Annotated in this window: 11 protein-coding genes; 2 read left to right on the forward strand and 9 right to left on the reverse strand. The window is 41.0% G+C overall.

The features are described from left to right. Window positions 1-36 precede the first annotated feature (36 nt). From HMPREF9447_RS11750 to HMPREF9447_RS11770, 5 genes are all read right to left on the reverse strand, one after another. On the reverse strand, window positions 37-2790 hold the full coding sequence (locus HMPREF9447_RS11750) for an MGH1-like glycoside hydrolase domain-containing protein (protein WP_009129956.1): 2754 nt from the start codon (window positions 2788-2790) through the stop codon (window positions 37-39). 27 nt (window positions 2791-2817) lie between these two features. Continuing rightward, window positions 2818-4206 carry a glycoside hydrolase family 28 protein gene (locus HMPREF9447_RS11755; protein WP_009129957.1) on the reverse strand — a complete coding sequence of 463 codons (1389 nt, stop codon included), beginning with the start codon at window positions 4204-4206 and terminating at the stop codon, window positions 2818-2820. Continuing rightward, on the reverse strand, window positions 4206-4925 hold the full coding sequence (locus HMPREF9447_RS11760; RefSeq protein ID WP_244267606.1) for a sugar phosphate isomerase/epimerase family protein: 720 nt from the start codon (window positions 4923-4925) through the stop codon (window positions 4206-4208). Before HMPREF9447_RS11760 ends, HMPREF9447_RS11755 begins: the two co-directional genes overlap by 1 nt. Before the next feature lie 158 nt (window positions 4926-5083). Then, window positions 5084-6661: a glycoside hydrolase family 28 protein gene (locus tag HMPREF9447_RS11765; protein WP_009129959.1), complete on the reverse strand. Its 1578-nt coding sequence runs from the start codon at window positions 6659-6661 to the stop codon at window positions 5084-5086. A 169-nt stretch (window positions 6662-6830) separates the two neighbouring features. Next, window positions 6831-10901 carry a two-component regulator propeller domain-containing protein gene (locus HMPREF9447_RS11770; protein WP_044138051.1) on the reverse strand — a complete coding sequence of 1357 codons (4071 nt, stop codon included), beginning with the start codon at window positions 10899-10901 and terminating at the stop codon, window positions 6831-6833. Between the two features lie 312 nt (window positions 10902-11213). Between HMPREF9447_RS11770 and HMPREF9447_RS11775 the strand changes: the two genes are divergently transcribed. Then, the gene (locus HMPREF9447_RS11775) at window positions 11214-11699 is read left to right on the forward strand and encodes a DUF3836 domain-containing protein (RefSeq protein ID WP_009129961.1); all 486 of its coding nucleotides are present in this window, start codon (window positions 11214-11216) and stop codon (window positions 11697-11699) included. Window positions 11700-11823: 124 nt separating this feature from the next. Here HMPREF9447_RS11775 and HMPREF9447_RS11780 read toward each other — a convergent pair whose 3' ends face one another. Genes HMPREF9447_RS11780 through HMPREF9447_RS11795 form a run of 4 tightly spaced genes read right to left on the reverse strand, consistent with a single transcriptional unit; the run spans window position 11824 to window position 15892 of the window. Continuing rightward, on the reverse strand, window positions 11824-12906 hold the full coding sequence (locus HMPREF9447_RS11780; protein WP_009129962.1) for a trypsin-like peptidase domain-containing protein: 1083 nt from the start codon (window positions 12904-12906) through the stop codon (window positions 11824-11826). Window positions 12907-12926: 20 nt separating this feature from the next. Next, window positions 12927-14246 carry a hypothetical protein gene (locus HMPREF9447_RS11785; RefSeq protein WP_044138154.1) on the reverse strand — a complete coding sequence of 440 codons (1320 nt, stop codon included), beginning with the start codon at window positions 14244-14246 and terminating at the stop codon, window positions 12927-12929. A 33-nt stretch (window positions 14247-14279) separates the two neighbouring features. Further along, window positions 14280-15311, reverse strand: coding sequence for a DUF3137 domain-containing protein (locus tag HMPREF9447_RS11790; protein ID WP_009129964.1), 1032 nt, complete (start codon window positions 15309-15311; stop codon window positions 14280-14282). A 2-nt stretch (window positions 15312-15313) separates the two neighbouring features. Beyond that, the gene (locus HMPREF9447_RS11795; protein ID WP_009129965.1) at window positions 15314-15892 is read right to left on the reverse strand and encodes a LemA family protein; all 579 of its coding nucleotides are present in this window, start codon (window positions 15890-15892) and stop codon (window positions 15314-15316) included. A gap of 977 nt (window positions 15893-16869) precedes the next feature. Here HMPREF9447_RS11795 and HMPREF9447_RS11805 point away from each other — a divergent pair. After that, on the forward strand, window positions 16870-17412 hold the full coding sequence (locus tag HMPREF9447_RS11805) for a DUF3267 domain-containing protein (protein ID WP_009129966.1): 543 nt from the start codon (window positions 16870-16872) through the stop codon (window positions 17410-17412). Window positions 17413-17461: the final 49 nt, after the last annotated feature.

Raw genomic sequence — 17461 nt, forward strand, 5'->3', positions numbered from 1 at the left:
GTTGTGTCTCCATAAAATTAAAAATTAACATCGATATCATTTAAGAGCACTAATGGTAAGTACTCCTGTTTTATTACTATTCGGAAGGGTGATTTCCACCACTCCGGTATGATAAGACTTACTTTTAACTGGTCTCCCATTGAATTGTACTTCATATGTATGATCCGGATTCATACATACAATCATACAACGCTCATGAGGCAATATAGAATCGTCAAAAGAAATCTTGGCGCGATACTGAGAGTAATCTGTATTAAAATGATTCTCAATAATCCATATTTCAAAGCCTGTTGACACCTTACCAGGCTTATAATAAGCAGCAAACCAATTTAGTATTGGAGAAGAAAGACCGGAAAATTGATGCCATCCGGCTCCTCTTCCTGAGGAAATTATAAAGTGTTCGAATGTGTAATAACTTTCCTGGCACTCTTGTTCCCATTTGTCTAAGGCGGTTTGTGCTATCTGATAGGCTTGCTCACCTTTTCCTATATCTAAAAGAGCTTTCCACATAACCCATTGATGAGGAAACCAGACTGCTCCGTTCCAATATCCGTCTGCCTGATAATAAGGGGCCGATTGATCGACAGTTGAAAGACCGGAAGATGTCCACAATTCTTTCGGTGAAAACAAATGCCCCACCAACCTGTCTGTCTGCTCAGGTGTACAAATACCTGCTGCCAGCGGAGTTACCCCGTCTAATCCCTTATTGAAGTTGGACTGATCCTTGTATCGAAGAATTGCTTTGGCATCTCCGAATGCATCATGAGTCACATATCCGAAATAACCACTCTCTTCATCCCAAGCGTATGTTTGCAGAGCTTTAGAAAGATTCTTGATAATCCGGTCGTAGCTCTTTATATCCTCTTTCAACCCCATCTCTTTAGCAACTAAACGTAAAATTTTGGCGGCACGAAGATAATACGCTGAAGTTACTACAGGGGTTACAAATGGATATTGACTCTTATCACTGCGTAGTGCCTGCTGCGGTGGATAGTCGTCCCAACCTCCGGAATTATAAAAATAATCCCAAGTTCGAAGCAGCCCGGAGCCTTTCATACGCGTGGTAGAGTTCGGATTGTTTCCTACCATAAAATCAAAGTATTGTTTCAGTCTCGGATAGAGAAACTTCAGAACTTTACGCGATTGGCTATTATTCCACAAATCATAATAAGCATATATCTGGATAGGCAACGGGGTACCATGATGAATAAAAGCAGATTCACTTCCCACCGGTGTAGTATAAGCTCTGATACATTCGAAGGCTTTTGTTATATCTACATCAATCATGCCTAAAGCAATGAAACCAAGGTCCCATGTATAGAGGCTATTCCAATTCTTCCCGGGTGTAAAATGCCGAATATACTCTTTCTGAGTGTAAACCGGATAAACAACATTGGAAAGTAATGCAGCCTGCAATAACTGATGCCCAAAACTATACTTCTTTCCTTCGGGTAACAGGTTTTCCTCTGGTTTTACCGATTGCTGAGACTGAGCCAGGGAAACAAACTTTTCAGGAGTGGAATGAAAGAGCTCTAAATCTTGTCTGACTTTCTCACGACTGCCGGTACATACCAACATATACAGTGTTTGTTCCGAATGGGTAGCTAACACTACCGGTCGCAAAAAAGCATTTGTATAGTGCCATTGCTTGTCACCAATCAGTTTTCTGGCTAAATGATCGTGTGTTTTCTTTCGGAAAAATGACTCTAACTCACTATTCAGCACTTCCCGGATAAACGATTCTTTATAATTCCAAGCTACTCCATAGAAGTTTTCACAATCTTCATATTTTAATATGAAATCCTGCTTCTTGTCTCCCACTTCAATCATTGGTGTAAAAGGTATTGCGGTGGGGGTGATCCTCAGTTTGCTCATATCTTCAACAGTCCCGATAAAGAATCCATCCAAACAAATCTCAGCAGTTCCTTCGGAAATAAGCTCCAGAATGTATTCACCGCTCTTTCTATCATGATAGGAGATCGGAAGAATTGTAAAATCTCCGGTTCCGGTGAATTTTACCACTTCATCAGTCAGTCCTTTCAAACGTAAAGTTGCTGTTTTTCCTTTTTCAACTTTATATCTGAATCCTATAGTCCCGTCTTCCATGCCCGAAGGTATATCTATCCAGTAGCTTACCCGGTCGCCTGCATCTTTTCCAAATCCTTTTCCCAAAACGGACCCATCCAGTGAAAGACTGCTACGCTCTTCATTCCTGTGCCACCCGTCGTACACCAATCCATACTGGGGAGATTTAAAAGTAGGTTCATTCTCTGTGTAATCTATCGCACTATACCATTGCAAACGAGAAGCTCCTGACGCTTTCACCTGTGGTTGTGTTTCCGGATAATCGATATAGGCCATTTGATTCAGGGCCAGATTTTGATAAGTCTCCGTGTTGTTTACACAACGTATACCTACCAGTGTGCTACTTTCATCCAATATATAATAAGTAACATCCGTAAATACCCGGTCTTTCCACTCCAACTCATAGCGATAGGTAATGCGATTCATGGAAGGATTTATATTCCAAGGGTAATAAGACGATTCAAAAAGGACATGCGGAACCAACTGTCGGTTTCGGTAATAACCGGGCATTACAGAAAAGTCAAAGCGTATTCCTTTCTTTATGTCAGGTATATGTGAAATTCCTGCATAACGCTTTGAATAAGGTCCCCAGGATGTTAATGAAGTTATATCATGACTATCATTAAAACAAAATGGAGGGATGATCGCCCACAACTGTGGAATCATTAATCCGCTCATCAACAGTCCTACTATAAATCGTTTCATTATGTGATTAGATTAAAGTTATACAGATTAAAGTACTCTAAGCTTTACCAATTCTTTGGGAGTCGGTTTTTCATCCAGCTTTTTACCGTTTATCTTTACACTTTGAAATCGAATATTTTCTCCGTTCTGGAAACAGTATGGAGTTGGTACTTTACCGATTGTCACGTTCTTCAATACAATGTTCTGAAGAGGTCGTTCTGCAAAACCAGCCATGTAAATACCACATTCATTGGATTGCTTACAGGTCACATTCTCAATCAGGAATGAATTAAATAGCGTTGGATGAAAAGCTGAGCGTTCCCCTTTATAATTCGGTTCAAAACGTATCAGGGCAGTACGTACTGTATCTGCTTGTACATTACGTACATAGACATCCTGTATGTAAGCTCCACGGTCAAGATTCGATTTGAAATAGATGGCATTGGAGGACTTCGGAATTGTAATATTTTCAATAAAGATATTCCGGACTCCACCGGCAATCTCGCTACCAATACATACACCATTAATTTTAGAGCGGAAAGAACAATTACGTATCACAACATTTTCCGTCGGCTGACCGATGCGCCATGCATCATTATCCCGTCCTGATTTGATGGCTATCGCGTCATCGCCTGTAGAGAAAGTGCAACCTTCAATCAGTACGTTCCGGCAAGATTCCGGATCACAACCATCATTATTATAATTATGACTGTCAACTGTTACATTACGGACAATTACATTGCTACAGAAAATAGGATGAATCACCCAGAACGGAGAATCTATGATAGTGACACCTTCTATTCTTACATTAGCACAGCCAAAAGGTTCGATAAAGCCGGGACGAAGTTTATAGCCTTCACCGAATACGCGACGATAAACCGGTACATTGGTACGCCCCATCTTACGAAGCATTTCCTGTTCTACTGTCTGAATATTATTCCAGGGTGAGAATTTTTTGGAGCCATTCCCATTTACGGTGCCCTCACCTGTCAGAGCTATATTCTGCACATGATATGCGTATATCAGCGGAGAATAGTTGAACAGCTCGGTACCTTCCCAACGAGTAATGACAGCCGGTAAATAGTCACTTTCATTGGTGCTGAAATCAAGTATCGCTCCTTTTTCCAGATGTACGTTTACATTGCTTTTGAAGACCAAAGGGCCATTCATATAGTAAGTACCTGCAGGAACTGTGATTTTTCCTCCACCGTTGTCGCTACAAATTGTAATAGCCTTTTCAAAGGGTTCTTTACACAATGTTTTTCCATCTCCGACTGCACCAAAGTCCGTGATGATATAAGTTTTATCAGGAAATGTCACAGGATCTAAGCTCTGCACGATGGCATCTGCTTTATCCCAAGGCGATTGCTGGGCGCAGATATTCATAGCAAATGTCAACGCCACAGATGTGATCATTAAAGAGATTTGTTTCATCATTATTCATTTTTTAATAGGGTTATACTTTCTTGAATGGTACTTTTCAATTTCTTTTCTATCCGGTCGGGTTCTAATCCAACATAACCTTGGTAACCGACCTTTTTCAGTAAATTCATGAACTGTTTATAATTAAAAGAGTCTGTCCGGTTAAGTCCTTTCCGTTCTAGAATGCCCGCAATATGATAATGAGAAATGTAAGCATAATATTTTTTTATATCACTCATTACATCACGTCCCATATCGTTCATATGCCAGACATCATATAAAAGTTTGAAATTCGGTGAGTTTAGTTTTTTACATAGTGCTACTCCCCATTCCGGATTATCACACTGGTAATAAGAGAAACGCTGTTTAGTGAAAATCTCTTCAGTGTTACGGCTACTGAGTAACTCCATTACCAAAGTCACATTTGCTTTTTCTGCGATATCCAATAGAGGCTTTAATCCTTCCACACATGCTTCTAAAGCCTCTTCATCCGATAAGTCCGTATTTATTCCGGAATAACATACCACTTGCTTAATTCCTTTTTCCGCTAATAAGGGAATGAAGCGCTTATAGTTTTCAATTAGTGATGAATGCCACCTCCGGTCACAAAATCCTCGTTCGATTCCCATATCTATACCATCAGCCATGGCGACAGTTAGTCCTTTCTCTTTCACAATGTCCCACTTTTCCGGATCTACCATATCAATAGCTACAGCTCCGTTTTCTTTTGCCATATCACACAATATAGCAGTCTGTGTACGAAAACTCCATTTTACTAAAGATATGCCTATCGGGTCCTTTCCGTAAACTTCAGTTATGGAAGTTATGGATAACCAGCAAATGAATATAACTTGAATATAGCACTTCATAATTTTCATATATACTTAAGTTCTTATTTGTTTTCCAATAGATTACCGACTTCTTTTACCTCTTGCCCGATTTCTTCATTGTACAACTGGGATACCTCACTGAAATCATTACCAATCAATTTTATACCGGAAGACCTGCCACTGTTTTCCAGAAAAGACGGTAGAGCATTTTCTGTTGAGAACCCTCTGATCATAAGATTTTCCACATTATTTGTCCTGATATAGGCAGATTCGCTCAGGTGTGAAACAGTCTTTACTTTATCTATGGTAATATCACGGCAATCGTCAAAATACAGCGCGTGCCTATCATCTTTATAGTCTAAATTAAATTGTATATCCTCTAAGGTCAGATGGCGGACATGGCGGATAAAAAAGCCATATGCCGGTAAGTCTGCACCAAAAATTTTATTTTCCGGATAGCTGTTTTCCACTTCGGGGATAGTACGCAATGTATGTTCTTTACGCCCACCGCCAGGACAATTCAGTATTATATGGCTCAACTTTATATTTTCTGCATACTGATTGGGAATACCTGTAATGGAACAACTCATCAGGCTATTGCTTGTGGCCGTAATGTTGCTGATTACTATTCCTTTCATCATACCAACCAGCGGACTATGTCTTTGCCCGTAACGAATAAATATAGGGGTCAATGTATTGAACATGGTGATATTATTAATCACTATCTGCTCCATTGTTCCTCCATCGACTATTTCCAATGCAATGCCCGAGTTGTTTGTATAATTGGCTGTTACACCAGGTATAGTGTACTTTTTATAATCAAAATAATCATTTTGTTCCGGGCGCTTTATAACACAGTTGGATATGGCAATATTCTTGAATCCACCCCTGGAAGCCGTTCCCAATTTTATAGCATTACAATTGCTGGAAACAATACAATTGGAAATGGCAATATTTTCACAAGGGCGTTCTTTATAGTAGCTCTTCAGGCATATCGCATCATCAATACAATCGATTATACAATCGGATACAGTAATATTGCGCCCATCGAGATCTATTCCATCATTATTAAAATAGCTGGTAGAACGAATCGTAATCCCTCTTATTTGCACATGATCACAATCGCTGATACGCAAAGTCCAATAAGAGGCATTGATCAGGCTTACATTACGAATGTCTATTTGTGAACATCCTTCAAAATTAGCGGCATAAATACGATCGGGGGATTTGGCTCCTCCATGAAAAACAGTATCATTGCCATTCGCATCGATCACTCCACTTCCACAAATACCTATATTATGGACATTTTCTGCATGAATAAGTCCCTTACGATGAGTTCTGAGTTCAGGATACTCATTCAGGTCCGAACTTCCTCTCAGTACGGCTCCACGATCTAAGAAGAACATTACATTATTTTTCAGAAATAATGTTCCACTGATATAAGTACCTGTAGGTATACATACCGTACCTCCTCCATTCGTAGAACATAAGTCAATAATTTTCTGCAAGGAGGCTGTCTCGGATTTTCCAGAATTAGCTTTCACTCCATAGTCTGCTACATTATATATAAAAGACGCAGCCTTTGACGGATGACTTATACAGACTAATAAAATCAGAATACTAAAAAGTGTCTTTTGCATATCATATCATTTAAAGTTTTAGAATAGTCGGATTTAACTCCGATTGTTCACCGACAAAGGTATGCGCAGAACTACTTTTTTGTTTGAAACTATGTTACGGATATTAACACAAATGATACAAAAGCATGATATAACCGCTTAATAATCGGAATTTTCTGTATCTATCCAATTATTTATGCTGGTAGTCGGATGGTGAAACGCCATAGCTTTCCTTAAAAGTGCGAGTAAAATAAGAAAGGTTATTAAAACCGACCTGATAACAGACATCAGAAACAGAAACACCTTCCTGACGAAGCAAATCGGCAGCCACTTTAAGCCTTACATTTAAAATGAAACGGCTGGGAGATAAATTCGTAAGATACTTTATCTTACGATAGAGATGTACACGGCTTACTCCTAACTCTTTCCCGAAATCCTCAATGGTTAGTTCTGAATTAGTAAGATTCTTTCGCAGAAAGTCATAGCATTTCTGCAAAAACTGCTCATCATAGTCAGTTACCTCTACATTCATATCTTTCGGACTGATTCTTTTCTGGAAAGACTGTCGTAACCGTTCATTGTTATCTAATAAGTTTTGAATACGCGCCAGTAATAAATCAAAATTAAATGGTTTGAATACATAATCATTGGCACCCGAAGACAATCCGTCTTTTACGTGTGTATCCGAAACATGTGCTGTCAGTAAGATTACTGGAATATGATTAATCTCAATATTACTTTTTATAGCTTTACAAAGTTCTATTCCGTCCATAACAGGCATCATCACATCACTGATGACCAAGTCAATCTCTCTCCGATGTATAATTTCTAATGCCTCATGACCATTATCGCAATCGAATACATTGTACATAGTTGCAAGCTTGCTCTTCAGATACTGCCTGATCTCATTGTTATCCTCTACAACTAACAAAGTTCTAAGCTCTTTTTCCACTTTTGGGCGCTCAATAGCAGGCTCTGTTTTAGGAGCGACTGAAGGAGTCAGAATCAAACGATGTTCCTGTTCTGTTTCATCGCATAACTCATCTTCTCGCAAATGGTCTTTACCTATTGGAATCAGGAATCTGAATACAACACCTGTGTCGCCGATATTTTCAACCCAAATATCGCTATGATGCAGGCGCATGATCATACGATTGAAACTTAGACCGATTCCTGTTCCCTGCTGGCTCTTTGTGTTTTTAAGCCGATAGAAAGGTTCGAAAACTTCTTCAAGTTTATCTTCCGGAATAATATCTCCTTCATTGAATACAGAAACAAGTATAGCTTCCTTTACTCGTTCATCTACCCGTTCCCGATAGGATGACTCATTCAAAGTTATCACATCAACGTTTAGGGAAATAACACTTTCTTCATTGGAATACTTGAAAGCATTCATCAGGACATTATAAAAGACTTTTTCCAGTAGCTGAGGATTATACCAGGCTATTAGCTCTGTTTCAGGTAAATGTATCTTTAATGGATGATTTTGGATTCTGGACAATTCACTAAAAGCAAGTATCACCTCCTTAATAAAAGGAATCAGATGTTGTTTGGATGCTAATAATTCCATACGTCCTTCATCATGCTTGCGAAAATCCATCAACTGATTTACTAACTTCATAATTTTCATGACATTGCGTTGGACTCCCTGTAATACTCCCTTTTCCATCTGTGAAGAAGTATTTGATGCCAATAGGTCAGTCAATGAACCGGAGATCAGTGTCAGTGGAGTACGTATCTCGTGGGAAAAGTTTGTAAAAAGATCAAGTCGAAATTTATGCATCTTATCTAAATTCTTCTTTTCTATATTCTTGATCTCCAAGTCATGTTCCAACCGCATCTTGATACGCAAGTAGTAGAAGAACAAAGCCAACAAAGCAAGCATTGTAATAGTATATGCCAGATAAGCCCACCATGTACGCCATGGTGCAGCTTTAATAATGACAGAAAGCAGATTAGAAGGTTCAGACCAAGTGCCATTACTGTTGCAAGCACAGACCAGGAACTGATATTCGCCTGCCCCCAGATTACTATAAGTCACCTGCCTTTGTGTACCAGCTAAATTCCACTCTTTATCGATACCTTGCAATCGGTAGCGATACAGGTTTTTATCCGGATAGATATAGCTTAATGCAGCAAAAGCAAAAGTCAGATTATCCTGATTATACTTAAGTTCAACCCTGTGGTGGGTACGTATATTTTTACGAGATAGAGTATCTATTGACTGGTTATGAACCAGAAAATCCGTCAGAACAACCTTAGGGGCCTTCTTATTAACATGCATCACATCTTTGGGAACGACTTCAACTAAACCGTTGCTACCCCCAAAGTATAGCAAATTGCGTTCTGAAACAAAACAAGACATAGACTTTACGTGCAACAATGGAAATCCATTGTAAGCATCATATTTTATAAATGTATGGTCTTCTTCATTATAATAAGCTATTTCATAAAATGAGCTAATCCAGATACGACCATCATTATCCTCTAGTATACCACAAATGTTGTTGCCAATATGATCGCTATTTGTGTTAAATACCTGTTTCACTTCACCCGAACTGTCCATACAGATCAGTCCTTGTCCAAATGTTCCTATCCAAATACGCTCTTTCCTATCTTTATAAATGTAACTGACAGACAAATCTTCTCTGCCCATAACAGGAATAGGTGTGAAAACATTCTCTGCGATATTATAGCAGAATAGACCATTATTACGGGTACCAATCCATAGCTCATTATCAGAAGCCTCATAGATAAAATACACGTCTCTTACCTTATGAGGAGTGTTTGATGGATAGAAAGTCGTAAAGCTTTCATCCTGTTCGTTGAAACGGCAAATGCCGCCCGGACCACCGTTAAAACCAATCCAGATGTGTCCATTGGAATCCTGCAATGCACAGTTTACCCGATTTCCGGGAATGCGACCAGTTTGTGAAGTAGCAGTATAATGCCCGATGAGTTGTTTCGTTTTCAAATCAAAAAGATGAATGCCATGAGATTCTGTGCCAACCCACAACACACCCTCATGAATCAACAGAGGCTTACATTCCACCAGTGGAGTCTCTCCGTTATATAACTCGTAACATTGTTGAGTCCTCGTAATCGGGTTGTAGTAGGTGATTCCAAGATCATCACTTCCAAGCCATATTCCCTGTCCATCGGGTACTATTGATCCGATTATCCCGGTAGAGGCTTTACCGGCCCGTTCGATTGGGATGTGAGTGAAATGATTCATATAACGCGAATGGAGAAAAAGCCCCATATAGTATGATCCCACCCAAATATTTCCATTATTATCTTTATAACCACTGGTAAGCATTATCCTTTCTTTCACATCTGTCCCGAGCGGGTTCAGAGAATAAGTATTCCGTGTTTTGAGTAATTGACCGGTCTGTTTATCATAAAAGAAGATTCCTCTCCGCTTACTTATCAACCACAAAATCCCTTTCTGCTCTATAATACAACAAATATTCAGATCATCATTCATCCGTAACTGCCCACAAGGGAGGAGTGAAATAACATTCTCACCTTTAGTCACTTTAGCCAACAAAGACAAATTGTTTCCAATCCAAGTATCCCCTACTGAATCCTGCCAGACAGAAAGCACATTAATATTACCGCTTCCATGTTCTAACTGGATACGCCGTACATTTTTCGCATGAGTATCATAGATGTATAATCCATTATGCGTGCCAATATAAATCTCCCTATCACTATACTTTCCTACAGTATTAGTCTCTTCATTAAATGCCCTGTGATTTTCTGGATTCACAAAGACTTTGGAATCGGTATCGTACCATGTAACTCCCTTATCTGTTGCAATCCACAACAGATGAGTGGAAGGATCAAAATATAGTTCATTGATCTTATTACTTTTTAATAAGGAAAACTCATTGGGAAAGAAAGAGAAAATATGTTGACTAAGAAGATTAATGCAATTAAGGCCATTATCAGTCCCTACCCATATATTCTTGCAGGCATCTTCAGCTATACAACGTACCTTACTATTAGAGATCGATTCCCTGACCAACGACTCACAATATACAATAAAATTATAACCATCATAGCGGCATAATCCATCCTTGGTTGCAAACCACATATAGCCTTCAGAATCCTGAAATATTTTCTGAACTGTATTATGAGGTAGCCCTTTAGTGATGTCAATGTTTTCAAACAACGGCTCAAATGTTGCTTTTTGTGCCAGCAAATCATGGATGGACAACAACAGCAAAAAGAAAAACAATAATCTGCGTGACATCATTCTAATGGGATTAGCAGTTCTAAATATAGAAAACCGATACAATATTAGAAAAAAAGTACTATATATCCAAAAAGGAAATCTAAAAAGAAACTCCCAAATCTTTGTACTCTTATAAATCAATAGGAAATACAATCATACAGAACAACCCAATAGTAGTACGATCTTTCATATTGTTTGCATTTACCTGCAAAAATAACAAATTATCTCGTTAACCTAACGATAACGTTATGATAACATTCATCCTCATGCCTCTGCCTTATCTTTGCAACATCGAAAGAAACAAGAATGTATAACTTAAAAAATAAAATCATTATGAAAGCTTTAGTATTATCAGTAGTATTCGCATTGACATCAGTAGTAAACGCAGTAAGCGGGAACAATGTAAAGGATTTTGCCTATAACACGGAGAAACAGGAAAACGGAGTGGAAACTCAAATGGTGTATAAAGTAAAAAAAGGAAAGTATCTGGAACGCCACCTGCAATACAACTACACGTATGATGAAAAAGGACGTGTTTCTGCCAAAGAAATACTGAAATGGAACCAGGACAACAGCCGCTTTGAGAAACAGTATTGTCTGAACTTCAGCTACACCGACAATGAAGTAGGCGTACAATACGTAGCATGGAACAGCAAAGACGGTGACTACACCAATATAAAATCAAAAGCCATCTACCAGATGAATGAACAAGGCATGAACTACATGAGCTACAACTGGAACGAAAAAGAAAACTCTTGGAATCTGGTGACAGAACACAACGCCACCCACTGGAACGGCGCTTTGCTGGCTAACAAGTAACTTTACTCTAACAATAGATACTCTCTCTTAAAACAATGTGCCGGAAGTGCTGTGCTACGTGCAGGTGAATAATTATTCACCCCACAAGCACCGCCACTTCCGGCACATCCATCGTATTTATAAGTTATTCTTCCTGTTTGGAGTATTCTGAGAACTCGCAACCGAAGCGCTCTACCAGCATATTATCCATCTCATCCGCTTTCAGAGCCAGATTGACGAGATTATGGCAGATTTCATCTTCGGACACATCCGTGATATCAGACAGATGCACACGGTAGGCAATATAAATCTGCCGACCCTCAATGCCCAACTTATACGGAGAGAAATCTTCACTCAGAATATAGTCAAGTACCTTCTCCACCTCCTTCTTAGGCAACAGATTGATAGGGGAAACGGCAAACAAGTACATGTCCCCATACACAAAAATGCGTATTTCCGAACTGCCTTTGTGGAATGTCCAGGAGTCGTAACCATCCCGTGCAAGCACAGGATTAATTCCCATCTCACGGATGGCACGCTCACAAAAGATGCTCAACGAAGACGGTTCACGCTCCTCAAAGATACCTTCGGGCAACTTCTCACCACATGAAGGACAAAATTCCTCTTCATCGGCTATCAACTCGTCACAACTGTCACACTGCACCTGGAAAATAGAGCGGTCAATCTCCTCCACCGCCTCAAGCAACTTCCGCAATGCTTCCACACGCACACCGAATCCCATATTGTCGGCATTCGTCAACTTGCTCACTGTCACACCCACCACTTCATTGTTTTCATTGAAGATAGGACCGCCGGAGTTACCGGGATTGACGGCTGCATCAGTCTGAATATAATATTTTCCCTCCATCAGTTGTTTGGGCGAGGAAACGGAACCCTCGGTCACCGTGAAAGGCATACCGTAAGGATAACCAGCCACACACACTTTTCCACCGATAGAAAGAGAATCGTCTCCCGCCAGACTTAAAGAGGGAAGGGACGAAAAATCACCTTCCACAGACAATAAGGCAATGTCCAGAGAAGGATTTACCAACACCACTTTAGCCAGATAAGGGTTCCGGTCATTGTCGTGCACCGCCAGTGAATGAAAACCTTTGACTACATGGTAGTTCGTTACAAAAAGGTCATAGTCTTTCAGGTAGAAACAACTGCCTGAACCGCCCGCATGGGTTACTTTGAAAACCAACTGATATATATTGTTCTGTTCCATTGATTTGCTTTTTTAAAGTGTTACGCTTGTCCGCCAAGTGCCTGCTGCATCATTTTCAACTGAAGTTCCTGCGCCAGACGCATATACTCGGCCATATCTCCTTTCATCATAGCTGCCTGCATGTCGGCTTGTGCTTTCATGACCTCTTCTTGCAGGGAAGCGGCCATACCTTGCATCTGCTCGATAGCTTCAGCGGATATTTCTTCAAGAGTATCGTCATCATCATCCGGTTCCAGGTCACCCTCCATTATCTTATCCATCGCATTATAAAGAATTTCGGAGGCATCTTCCATCGACTGGCCGCTCGCTTTACTGAGTGCACGGGAGATGATGACGTTGATGTCGTCTTGCATATCGTTGTAGAAATAAGCCTCATAGAAGATATAAAGCAAACGCACAGCGCTGCGTTCATAGTTTTCCGTCTGGATGGCTTCGGTGGCCTCCTTATAGACACTCATAAAGTTCTCCTGCACATTCTTCAAGGATGAACGGCGCTTGGTGGAGACTAAGGTATCGACGAAATAAAGGTCGGCAGCCAGTTCTTCTTTGGACAGGGCAAGCAGCTTTTCAAGAAAGGCTTTTCCTTTTGCTACCACTTCGGCGGTGGGCAGTTCGGCATCCATGTCGTCCACTGCCTTGTCGAGGTCGTTCAGCAACTGGCCTTGCGGACGGGCAAAGTAGGAAATCTGATAGAAAGTAGTGTCGAGCACATTCCATGAATAACCGTATTTACGGTCGGCATCATACTCTTTGATGGCTTCCAGCGTCTCGCGGCCAAGCTTTTGCAGACCTTCATAAATGCGGTCTACTTCTTCCTGCGGATAAGGGGTGACTTTAGGTTCGTAACAACGCGTGGCACCAAACTTTGTGCAGAATTCATCATCGTATTTATCGCCGATGTGGCAGATGTTCTGTAAGACGAAATACATCTTGTGCGGATGGCTTTGCGACAAAGGGCAGGAGTATTCCATTCTCAAACTGTCACCGTCCTTCACAAAACGAGGCAACAGCAGTTTGTTGATGTTCAGGTCCGCCACCTGGCGCAACATGGCTACACGACCCTTCTCAGGTAAAGTCAGGAAGTCGGCATTGATGCGGAAAGCATCCTCTTTCACATAGATGTGTACCAGGATGGAGCCATGCGGAATATGAAATTCTGTACCTTCCGGATTGCCATATTTAGCCCGGAAATCAGCATTCAGATAGTCCAGTAAACAATGGAAAGCTTGCAGGTACTCACCTTGATTGTACAAGTCCACACTCCTTTCAAAATCCTCTATATGTATGGAACTTTGTGTGGAGTCCACTACGGGAGGGATAAAGATTAATGTCTGTTTCATAATACGCATTTCTATTTTTATAAGTACTACTAATTAGTTAAGTCTCAGTTCATCCGCCACCCGGCAGGCAAGGTTTACCTCGTCGTATATCTGTTCCAGCAAATGTTCGTTGTCCAGCGCCTGCGTGCGGAGGCACAGAAAACCTTCGGGCATAACGGCTGCGTAATAAAAAGTATTCCTGCTGAAAGAAAGCATTATATCATGTCCGAAAGCTTCGCGCAAACGGGTGATATGGCGCATCATTGCCGGGGTGAGTATCATGCGGGCCGCCACTTCATCATCGGCATAGACAGCAAAATAGTTCTCAAATTCAGGGTCTTCCAGATGCATGAAGCGAGCGTTATAGCGTTTCTTCAATGCCTGAATGTTCTTTGCCAGATAACCGACTTTCTGTTCCAGATGGTCGGGCAGGATAAGGGTGGTTCCCTTGAAAGTCTTCTCCAGACGGCACCAGCCGAACATTCCGCGAAAATTATGCGCACTGCTTTCGTAGCGGGAAGCAAACAAAGGGCGGAGCACATAACGGTAAAGCATCACGAAATATCCCGTCACAGAGTTTTGCGCCAGCTTATTCAGCAAACCATAAGAAACACCTATATCCGCCACATAAAGAGACTGATCGCCATGCGGAACTTCCAGATAGCCGTAAGTAGTGGCTCCAAATGCCGGATCGGAGAAAGAAGTGTTGAAGAGCTTGCTGCCGGACAATATCCGGTAGTCTATCTGCAAAGAGAAAGAAAAGACATACGACGGAAACAGGGTGGACATAACGCTGCGCATAATATCGCTTTCCTGCTGCTGAAACTTCATAAGGGAACGCGAGAATGCAAAGTTCAGCACCACAAAGCCCATGAAAACAGGCAGTATGTATTGCGTCATCAGACTATAATTCTCCACTCCGATATACCCCGCCAGATAACCGCCCAATAGGACGAACATCATCCAGCAAAAGACAAACAGGTAAACCACAATACTCAGACCACGCACCACCTTGCGCCAGCGGTTCACACGGGACAAGTCATTGCGGAGCCGTTCGGAAAGCGCTTTGAAATCAATTGCTGCCATATTCATACTCGTTTTAAAAGTTCGCTGACGTCCACATTGCGTTGCTCGGCTTCGGGAATATCAATCAGTTCTTCCTGATGATGGTTCTGTTGGCGGGCAACGATGGAGGAAGGGAACATTTCAATGAAGTTGTTATAGTCGGTCACTGCTGCATTGTAGGTGCGCCGGATGGCTTGCAACTGCAATTCCATATCTTCAATGCTCGTTTGCAGGCGGTGGAATTGTTCGTTTGCCTTGAGTTCCGGATAATCTTCAACGGAGAGTTGCAATCTGGATAATAAAGAAGATAATTCGGCACCGGTTCTTATCTGTTCGCTTTCCTGGGAAGGCTGGAAAGTGCGTGAACGAAGTTCGGTGATGCGTAGTAGCGTTTCATTCTCATGGCCCATGTAGGACTTCACGACGGCCACTAAATTCGGTATCATGTCATTGCGTTGTTTCAGGGCAACGCAAATGCCGCTTCGGCATTGCTTTACGCGGTTTCGTTTAGCGATTAGGTTGTTGACGGTCCAGATATACCAAAGTATGAGAAGCACAACAAGAGCTATCCCGATATAAAGAAGAATTCCCTGGTTTTCCATAATTTTACTTTCTAATATAGATTAATAATAGTTGCATCGCATCTGCTAAGGAGATTGTAGCAAAAGTAGGAAGATACACATAAACCGAAAAACAAACAGGGGGGGACAAATGAAGAAGAGCCTTTTGATTATAAAAGTGTGTATTTCAATATATTATTATTCAAACAAGGGAAAGGAACAAGGGGACATTTTCAATTTACAAGGGAAACGGGGGGACATTAGAAGAAGAAAACAAGAAATTCCTGCCACATCATTCAAAGTTCTTGCCTTGATTAAAGACTGTCGAAGTTTAAGATTATTATGAAGGATTCATGATAGTATAGAAAGAAGCAAATACTAAAGCAGTACTATCTTAATTCTCCTCCTCCTGGGAGGAGGAGTACCCGTAGGGGGAGGTGGTAGGTAAAATAATAAAGTACCTATAAATCACAAAGCTAAGGATTTCTTTTCTCACCTACCACCCCGCCCTTTGGGCACCCCTCCTCCAACTGGAGGAGGGGAATGGAGATAGTCCGTTTGATTCATAACCTAATAGAAACGAATTAACCCTGCCACGGCATTTAGTTAGTTTGCAGATTATCAACAGATAGCATTTACCATTCATTTACCGCCTAATGTAAAAGCATTTACCGCAGTATGTAACGACCTTTACCACCTATTGTAACGCTCTTTACCTCGGCATGTAACGGCCTTTACCTCAGCATGTAAATGAAGTTACCATTTGGGGTAAATAGAATTACCTCGAAAGGATACAAGCCGACAGGCCTATAACCCTGCGTTAACGTAAAGATAACATTGCGATAACATTCTTCCTTCCCCTCCCACCCTACCTTTGCAACACCGAAAGAAAACAAATTGTATCACTCAAAACATAAAGAAACCATGAAGAAGTTTCAGAAAATAGGAATAGAATTATCATATAGAATTAAAACACATCATTGCAGACCTGTTTTTCAATTAATAGAAAGGATTAGATTATGAAAGCGGATATTTCAATCATACAAAGCAGAAAAGGTACCGAAATAGTAGTTTCGGGAAACAAAATCAACCGGAATGGAATCATAGCCGCCATTCTGCTCGCTTTGCCCATACTGGTGCTGTTCCGGTTAATTCATGGAGAGGAAATGACTCACATATCCTATCTGATATTCTGGTCGTGCGCCCTGGCCGGTTTTGCAGTGAACTTATTGCTTCATGCCCTCTTCTTCGGAATATTCTCACCCAAAGGTTTCCGGTCCATATCCTTCGTGAAGCATAAGGGAGGCATACGTTTCTGCCATTGCAATGAACCCATAAAGATGTGGCAATATCGCACCGCCTGCTTCCTGCCCATCCTGTTATTAGGAATCATCCCGCTCTTTTGCGGCATGATAGCGGGACACTATTACAGTGCTTTATTCGGAACATTCTTGATTATCGGCAGCATTGATGATGTCTGTATCCTCTGGAAATTGCGCTCCTTCGGGAAGGATGCATTCATCAATGATTGCTCACAAGAGTTGCGGTTTCATATCTGGTGAAAAACGTGGCACAATGGAGGGTATATCAAAATGAAGATTAGAACACACC

It is taken from the genome of Bacteroides oleiciplenus YIT 12058, assembly GCF_000315485.1.
Lineage (GTDB): Bacteria > Bacteroidota > Bacteroidia > Bacteroidales > Bacteroidaceae > Bacteroides > Bacteroides oleiciplenus.

What these genes read in the sequence shown, in the direction of transcription:
- HMPREF9447_RS11750 (WP_009129956.1), bottom strand. Translation starts at nt 2,790, where the DNA reads ATGAAACGATTTATAGTAGGACTGTTGATGAGCGGATTAATGATTCCA.
- HMPREF9447_RS11755 (WP_009129957.1), bottom strand. Translation starts at nt 4,206, where the DNA reads ATGATGAAACAAATCTCTTTAATGATCACATCTGTGGCGTTGACATTT.
- HMPREF9447_RS11760 (WP_244267606.1), bottom strand. Translation starts at nt 4,925, where the DNA reads ATGGCAAAAGAAAACGGAGCTGTAGCTATTGATATGGTAGATCCGGAA.
- HMPREF9447_RS11765 (WP_009129959.1), bottom strand. Translation starts at nt 6,661, where the DNA reads ATGCAAAAGACACTTTTTAGTATTCTGATTTTATTAGTCTGTATAAGT.
- HMPREF9447_RS11770 (WP_044138051.1), bottom strand. Translation starts at nt 10,901, where the DNA reads ATGATGTCACGCAGATTATTGTTTTTCTTTTTGCTGTTGTTGTCCATC.
- HMPREF9447_RS11775 (WP_009129961.1), top strand. Translation starts at nt 11,214, where the DNA reads ATGAAAGCTTTAGTATTATCAGTAGTATTCGCATTGACATCAGTAGTA.
- HMPREF9447_RS11780 (WP_009129962.1), bottom strand. Translation starts at nt 12,906, where the DNA reads ATGGAACAGAACAATATATATCAGTTGGTTTTCAAAGTAACCCATGCG.
- HMPREF9447_RS11785 (WP_044138154.1), bottom strand. Translation starts at nt 14,246, where the DNA reads ATGAAACAGACATTAATCTTTATCCCTCCCGTAGTGGACTCCACACAA.
- HMPREF9447_RS11790 (WP_009129964.1), bottom strand. Translation starts at nt 15,311, where the DNA reads ATGGCAGCAATTGATTTCAAAGCGCTTTCCGAACGGCTCCGCAATGAC.
- HMPREF9447_RS11795 (WP_009129965.1), bottom strand. Translation starts at nt 15,892, where the DNA reads ATGGAAAACCAGGGAATTCTTCTTTATATCGGGATAGCTCTTGTTGTG.
- HMPREF9447_RS11805 (WP_009129966.1), top strand. Translation starts at nt 16,870, where the DNA reads ATGAAAGCGGATATTTCAATCATACAAAGCAGAAAAGGTACCGAAATA.